This is a genomic window from Paraglaciecola sp. (assembly GCF_051252315.1).
In the GTDB taxonomy this organism is placed as follows: Bacteria; Pseudomonadota; Gammaproteobacteria; order Enterobacterales; family Alteromonadaceae; genus Paraglaciecola.
In genome coordinates this window covers 21,002-28,062 of record NZ_JBPOFP010000063.1, presented here as the reverse complement: position 1 = coordinate 28,062, position 7,061 = coordinate 21,002, and the positions used below count along the sequence as shown (strand labels likewise).

The following is a 7,061-nucleotide window of genomic DNA, read 5'->3' as shown; positions in this document are numbered from 1 at the left end:
GAACTTATCAACCCAATCGCGATGGACGAAGGTTTACGCTTCGCAATCCGTGAAGGTGGCCGTACAGTAGGTGCGGGTGTTGTTGCTAAGATTTTAGACTAGTCTAAAACTTGCGTTAAGAAGGCTGCATTTGTGCGGCCTTTTTTGTACCTGAAAAACACCTGCTCTTACTGTATAGCCTCAAGCGGATATCTCCGTGACTCTTTTGTCTGGAACAAAAGAGAACAGCCGAAGGCTGGCCCCGAAGGGGTGAAAGGCAGGATGCCTGGAATAACGTGGCCTGTTGGTGGGGGCGTTGTTGCTAAAATTCTTGACTAATATTTAGTTATTGATTCAAGAAAGGTCACTTAGGTGGCCTTTTTTATTGCCTGAAAACAACATGGGCAGAGAGATAGGCTTCCTGGTGGCATATATCCAGCGCCTTTCGATTGCATTAATACTTAGTAGCTAAATCCACCTAATTACAGAACAACCCTTCTTAATCTAGTTAATGATTAAAAATTACTTTGTTTAGAGTGGTAAATATACCCCCCACCATTTTCCATGAACCTGTTTGGTGAGTGCGAAGAAGAAGGATTGCTGGTGTTCTCAGTTTCCGATGAATTGTTGTTAGTGGGCGATGTAACGGTTATTACGATATCTTTCCCCTCATTTTTGGATCTGACATAGTTCACCGAACCTTGTATTTGGGGAGAATAATTTACTTTATGTAAGGCACCTGTTGTATAAAGCATTGATAGCTTATTTTCGTTAGACAATAACAAAACACCTAAACCGTCTGAATTCCAGCTTAGTGAATTAACGTTAAAAGGTAATGGCCATTTTGATAGTCGGTGCTGATTTTTGTCTAGAAATTGAATATGTGGTTTTGAATCTATTAAAGATAGTACCGCTGTTTTTTTATTAAATATGTGTGAGCTCACTAATACACCCAGATCGTTGGGGGAGCTAAGCTGAGTCAATTTTTGATCTGCAATTGAGTATCGATATCGTGTTACTTGATGTTGACCAACTCGAGAAGCAGTAAATTCAATGGTATTTTCATCCCACCACGAAACACTGCTAACCTCACCTAGCCAATGGCTAAAAGTATTTTTTTCAATGACTTTGTTGCCTTTAAAGTCCAGTGTAAAAATATGAAATGTTGTGTAGGCTTTTTGCTTCCGTTGGTCGTTGGAGCTTAGTGAATTCTGGTTTTCTATATGGAAGTCTGTAGCAACAAGATTACGACCGCTTATGGACCAAGCGAGTAGATTAAAATTGCCTCTTGCTACAAATACTTCCCATTCATCGCCATCGATACCGTGAATCAAGAGTCGGCTATCTGCTGGTGTTTTTTTATTACGGATTAGAGCTACACGCGCACTTTCGGCATGAGGCTCAATAAGTATTTCATGACCTGTGTTAGAAATATAAGGACTAACCTGAGAAAATAAGATGGTGTTTTCTAGGTTGGGTTTTCCTGGTTTAGTTTTTGAAAATGTAAGGTAACTAAAATAAGCTACTGATAGCGTGATAATTGCAATTAAAGCTATTAGCCAATAATAAGTGTTATTTTTAGGAGAGGTTGCTTTTATACTCGCGGGAGTGATTAGCTGATAACCTTGTTTAGAGAAATAGGCTATATATTCATGGCTCCCATCGAGTTCAGCAAAAGCAACCCTTAAAGCATTTACGCACTTTTGAATTGAGCTGTTTGTCACTACGCGTCCATGCCAAACATGCTCTAATAGTTCTTCATTATTTATTACTCGAGTTTTGTTTTTAAATAAATAGTGAAAAACAGCCATAGCTTTAGGCTGTAATTTACAGGAATTTTCACCTTTTTTTATTAGGTTATGTTGAGGCGATACATTAATGCTCCCCACCATAAAGTCTTCATTTTTTTCACCCTCGGTCACAGCTACGTTCCTTAATTAACATTTTCATGTGCTCCCACTGCTTCAGGGTATATTGCCAGAAATAGGATAAACTATACAACATTCCATTAACAAAGTTGTTTTTGTAAGTTGTTGTAATTTATGGTTATTATTTGTGGTAAGCGAAAAGTAAGCCTAATATCCTGTGAACCTCAGCTAAAAAAAAAGAAATAGATATACAGTCTTATCGCAGCAAACAAAATAACAAAACTATTATCGATTGGAGTTTTTAATGAAAAAATTAATAGGTATAGCCTTATTAAGCTTAAGTGTTCATTCGGCCAACATAAATGCCAGTGCGCTTAATTCAAATATTTATGTTAATAAAAATATTGGGTTTAACGTTGAAGGTTTTAAATATCAACAACCAGCATATCCTTGCAACGTAGATACGAACTTAGTTGATTTATTGATTAAAGAGAGTAAAAGGGCTGGGCTTCAAATGGAATCAGTTGAAACAAAAGAAAAAATACAAAATGGGGTAACGCCAGTACTGTTGATAGATATCGAGCAACTAACCTTAAGAAAAAATATAAATTATGGTAACTCCAAGAATTTTAACTTACCTAAAATTCAGATCACCGCTGGACTGCTACTGGGCGAAGATCTTCAAACCGCTAAGCATACTTGTGTCAGTGCTGCACAGGATAAACTGATGTTGCCTACCGATAGAGTCGTGTTAAATAACGAAAATATTTTAGTGTGTGAAGAGGCGAAAAGGTGCTTAGTTGATTTGAGTAAAGACGTTGTTTCTTGGCTGAAACCGCAATTGAAATAACTTTTTGTGGTTCAATGTAAACAAAATAGCAAAGCAATGGTTTCAAATATGCTAACGAAGTCGATTAATCTACCATTGCTTTTAGGTTTTCCATAACTGTGATTCGGGTTAAGTTTTTGGTGTTTTTTAGATGATTTTTGAGATTGTTGTTCTCAGCATCATATTGTTGCTTGAGTAAGTCCATACGAAATGAGCCGACAATTATGTCTAGATATCCGTTTTGAGTCACGTCAGCAAGCGTCAGCCCGGTTACACTCTTTGGAGTGTCAGGCACGTTGTGCCGAGTGAAATTTTGTTTGCCATCGTTTTCGTACCAAATAACACTGTGTCTATTGGGGTCTTCCCAGTAGTTATTCCAGCTACTGACTACAATGTCTAGGTCTCCATCTTTATCTAAATCGCCTACTGCTGAAGATACAGCGCCGTAAAAACGGCCTATATCTCGATATTCAAACGTGAGGTTCCCTTTATTTTCGAGCCATTGAATACCATGATAGGGCTTGGGATCTAGCTGCAAATCATTGGCATCTCCGTTTGTCATGAGTAAATCTAGATCTTTATCTCCGTCGAGATCGACGAGTTTTAAACTGGTAAACCCAACAAGTGGATGGTTAGCTTGGAATAGGCGTACTTTCTTAAATGTGCCATCACCTTTATTGATTAAACCTGCAACGAGTTCATGTTGTTGCGTGATTAAACTAACGAAGTCTATTAACCCGTCATTGTTTAGGTCTATGGGAGATATATTCAAAGCGCCAGTGGCTTTCATTAAAGTGTGTTTAACATGTTTGCCTTGGCCTTTGTTTTCAAGCCAAGCTAATTCCCCTGGTACGTCTGCGCCAAAAATTGCAATGGCAACATCTAAATCACCATCCCCGTCAATATCTAACGCTTTTGCTTCTGTTACTCGGCCGACATTTTCCAACAGAACTTCTTTTTTAAACTCACCATTTTCAAGTTGCTTTAATAAGGTGACTTTTCCTTGCCTTTTTCCTTGAGGGGTGAAAAATAAGCCTAAAGAAGCAACGATAATGTCTTTTTTCCCATCTTGATCGTAATCAATCACAGAGGTGTGTGTGGGGGTTTTGATGTCGGCGATTACATTTTCAACATAACTATCTTTTTGCAAATTTAATATGGAGATCTTGTTTGCTTCAATATCACTAATAATAAATTCAGAGTGATTGGTATTGTGTAAATTCGCCGCTTTGATATGTGTGATCATTGGCAGTAACGAGTGAGACTTCAAACTTGTTGATTTAAACTGTCGGTTTTTTAGTTTTGATGAATGGTAAGGTAATTTAGGTAATTCTGCAGGGCTAGTGCCGTAATAATAGGCGGTTATATCTCGGGTGTGCTCTTCAGAAATAAAGGGTTTACCGAAATTTTCTTCGGCCATTTCAGCCATAGTTTGAATAATATGAGGCCAGCTTCTTTTAGGTAATAATTGCGGGGCAGGTGGAGCATGGCAAGCCCCACAATATTGATTAGTTAATTCAATGATTTGTTTAATGGTTTTAGGTTTGCTTTCTTGAGCTTGAACGGATTTTGGCAGGCAAAGGAGTAACGCAAAAAAAATGAAGCCAAATAAAGTGAAGTTAAACATCTAGGCCTAGCTTATTAAAATTATTGTCGTAAGAACACGTTGAAAGGTGCTTCCATGAATGCTTATTACTTTAACATTGGGTTAATCGTTCTTCTAGCTGAGTTTTGTATCTGTGTATAAGCACTGTATCATTCATTTTTTTATATCAATATAATTTGTAAATGTCTGCCATCCATCGACAACTTATTGCTTTAGATATGCTTGCTCAAGATTTAGTTGATGAATTGGCGTATTTTAAATCTAACCAAGTGACTAAACCTTATTTGAGCTTGTTATCACAGTATCACAAACACGCAGTGACTTTGGCTGATGAAGTTGGCATATTTAGTGATTATGATTTTTCCGAATTGATTGCACAGCATCAAGTTTGTCGGTTCTTATTAAGTAAGAAGTTACTCATTGTTCAAAATAAGTTGGTTGGTTATGTGATTGATTATTATGATGCTAGTCGCAAGTTAGATAAAATTCGTGATACTGATTTTTCTGTACAAGCTGAACTTAGGTTTGATTTATTAACCACAAAAGCAATTAAGGCAAGAGCTCAGTTCAAAACGGTGGCTACAGCTATGCACAAGAATGATTACCTCAATCTTATCAAGAATATAGGGTTACCTTTATTTGACTGGAATTGGGATCTGCTGTGATATACAAGACTGTTGGATTGAAATTATCTGTAAGTATACGAAAAGTAATCGGTTCTATTTGTATCGAACAACTTACATTGAAACATAATTCTTAGGAGGTTTAAGTATGGAATATAGTGTTTTAGGCAGTAGTGGCGAAAAAGTTTCGCGTGTTTGTCTTGGGAGTATGACTTGGGGATTACAAAATAACCAAGAAGATGCCAATCAACAAATTGATTACGCTTTGGCGCAAGGTGTAAATTTTATTGATACTGCTGAAATGTACGCAGTGCCTCCTTCTCCAGACACATATGGAGCAACAGAAACGATTATTGGTAATTGGATTGCTGAACATCAAAATCAACGCAAAGATATTGTACTCGCCACAAAAATTGCTGGTGGAGGGCTACCTTATATTCGTGGTGGTAGTGCTATTTCAGGTCAATCGATTATTGAAGCCGTTGATGGTTCGTTAAAGCGGTTACAAACTGATTATATAGATTTGTACCAGCTGCATTGGCCAAATCGCACATCGCCACATTTTGCTAAACATTGGCCCGGTCAAGTCTCGTTTAGCAAGGTTAATGCAGAAGCTGAAGAAAATGAAATGCTGGAGATACTTCAGGCTTTAGAGCTTTGTGTTAAAGCAGGAAAAATTCGTTATTGTGGTTTGTCGGATGATACACCCTGGGGCATAAATACATATTTAAAATTAAGCCAGCAGAACGATTTGCCTAAAATGGTGTCTATTCAAAACGAATTTAGTTTGTTGCATGCTAAAGATTGGCCTTATTTAATAGAAAACTGTGTACATGAAGATATAGCGTATTTACCTTGGTCTCCTTTAGCTACAGGCTTACTAAGCGGTAAATATGCAGGAGGGAAAAGGCCTGAAGGAAGTCGTTGGACATTAATTCAAAGAAATGGCCTATTTAGAGACACGCCTAATGCTCATGCAGCCACGGCACGTTACGTGGAACTTGCGGCGGATCATAATATGTCTCCGGCACATTTAGCGTTAGCTTGGTGTGATCAAGTAGACGGTGTCACTTCTACGATTATTGGTGCTACAACTTTAGATCAACTTAAAGAAAATATAGCTGCCTTTGATAAGCCATTAACAACTGAAGTGTTGACAGATATTCAACAGATTTTTTCTGAATATCCGGTACCTTTCTGATTTAAAAAGTCCAGTTACAAATTGATGCAAAACTTTGAGGAAGGTTGATTTAAAATCTTCCTCACGAATTTACTAGCCGTTATTGCGGCTAAAAATAAAATCACTAACTAAAAATATGAGCTTATGTTTAAAATAAAAAATACTACTAAAATTACCAGTGCAGTCTTATTGATTGCTTCTTCATTTTTCTCTCAAGCAACGGTTGTTGAAGTGCAAACATCCTTGGGTAATATTCAAATTAATTTATTTGACGAAGCTACTCCTAAAACCGTTGAAAACTTTCTTCAATACGTGAATTCAGGTGCATATGTAAACAATGTTGTGCACCGCTCTGTAGATGGGTTTGTGGTGCAAAGTGGCGGATTTACTTATACAGGCGCGATTAAGGCGACCAATGGTTTTTCTCTAGATAATGTGCCTACGGGTACAGCAGTGCAAAATGAACCAAAATTATCTAATTTACGCGGTACGATTGCTATGGCTAAACTCGGCAGTGATGCAAATAGTGCTACTTCGCAGTGGTTTTTCAATTTAGCCAATAACAGTAGTAATTTAGATGTACAAAATGGTGGTTTCACTGTTTTTGGTCAAGTGATTGGTGATGGAATGCAAATCGTAGATGATATTGCAGCACAAACTCAAATCAGTTTTGGCGGAGCTTTTACTAATGTACCTATTCGCAATTACACTCAAGCGGATGCCGATGCGAGTGCTGATATTACCGATAATAATTTAGTTATTATTTCTGACATTGTTGTGACTGATCCAGCCGTTGTGACTAACCCTGATTTAACTCCGGCCGCTAATACCCTGATTAATCCGACTTCTGGTGGTAGCAATGGAGGGGGAAGCTCTGATTCAGGTTCTGGCGGTGGCTCTTTTGCTTGGTTATTGCTTTTAGCTGGCGCAGGTTTGTTTAGACGCTTTGTGAAATAAAAATTTTGCAATTGTGATA

The 7,061-nt window shown here is 37.7% G+C and carries 7 protein-coding genes; 5 read left to right on the top strand and 2 right to left on the bottom strand.

Annotated elements, in window-relative coordinates; all coding sequences use genetic code 11:
* On the top strand, positions 1–102 hold a 102-nt coding region (locus tag ACSHXM_RS13300), incomplete at its 5' end, for a hypothetical protein (RefSeq protein WP_435688003.1).
* Positions 103–494: 392 nt separating this feature from the next.
* Here ACSHXM_RS13300 and ACSHXM_RS13295 read toward each other — a convergent pair.
* Positions 495–1,901, bottom strand: coding sequence for a winged helix-turn-helix domain-containing protein (locus ACSHXM_RS13295; protein WP_435689250.1), 1,407 nt, complete (start codon positions 1,899–1,901; stop codon positions 495–497).
* Positions 1,902–2,151: 250 nt separating this feature from the next.
* On the opposite strand from ACSHXM_RS13295, the gene ACSHXM_RS13290 reads away from it, so the two are divergent.
* Positions 2,152–2,697 (top strand): hypothetical protein, encoded by a 546-nt coding sequence (locus tag ACSHXM_RS13290; RefSeq protein ID WP_435689249.1) that lies wholly within the window; start codon positions 2,152–2,154, stop codon positions 2,695–2,697.
* A gap of 64 nt (positions 2,698–2,761) precedes the next feature.
* Here ACSHXM_RS13290 and ACSHXM_RS13285 read toward each other — a convergent pair whose 3' ends face one another.
* Positions 2,762–4,303, bottom strand: a complete 1,542-nt coding sequence (locus ACSHXM_RS13285; protein ID WP_435689248.1) for an FG-GAP-like repeat-containing protein — start codon at positions 4,301–4,303, stop codon at positions 2,762–2,764.
* 161 nt (positions 4,304–4,464) lie between these two features.
* On the opposite strand from ACSHXM_RS13285, the gene ACSHXM_RS13280 reads away from it, so the two are divergent.
* The 3 genes from ACSHXM_RS13280 to ACSHXM_RS13270 all read left to right on the top strand — a co-directional run bounded on the left by ACSHXM_RS13280 (position 4,465) and on the right by ACSHXM_RS13270 (position 7,042).
* Positions 4,465–4,947, top strand: coding sequence for a hypothetical protein (locus tag ACSHXM_RS13280; protein ID WP_435689247.1), 483 nt, complete (start codon positions 4,465–4,467; stop codon positions 4,945–4,947).
* A gap of 106 nt (positions 4,948–5,053) precedes the next feature.
* Positions 5,054–6,106, top strand: coding sequence for an aldo/keto reductase (locus ACSHXM_RS13275; protein ID WP_435689246.1), 1,053 nt, complete (start codon positions 5,054–5,056; stop codon positions 6,104–6,106).
* A 123-nt stretch (positions 6,107–6,229) separates the two neighbouring features.
* Complete coding sequence (locus tag ACSHXM_RS13270) at positions 6,230–7,042, top strand: peptidylprolyl isomerase (RefSeq protein ID WP_435689245.1); 813 nt, start codon at positions 6,230–6,232, stop codon at positions 7,040–7,042.
* Positions 7,043–7,061: the final 19 nt, after the last annotated feature.

Coding starts and splice junctions, on each gene's coding strand:
- ACSHXM_RS13270 (WP_435689245.1), top strand. CDS start 6,230: ATGTTTAAAATAAAAAATACTACTAAAATTACCAGTGCAGTCTTATTG.
- ACSHXM_RS13275 (WP_435689246.1), top strand. CDS start 5,054: ATGGAATATAGTGTTTTAGGCAGTAGTGGCGAAAAAGTTTCGCGTGTT.
- ACSHXM_RS13290 (WP_435689249.1), top strand. CDS start 2,152: ATGAAAAAATTAATAGGTATAGCCTTATTAAGCTTAAGTGTTCATTCG.
- ACSHXM_RS13280 (WP_435689247.1), top strand. CDS start 4,465: ATGTCTGCCATCCATCGACAACTTATTGCTTTAGATATGCTTGCTCAA.
- ACSHXM_RS13285 (WP_435689248.1), bottom strand. CDS start 4,303: ATGTTTAACTTCACTTTATTTGGCTTCATTTTTTTTGCGTTACTCCTT.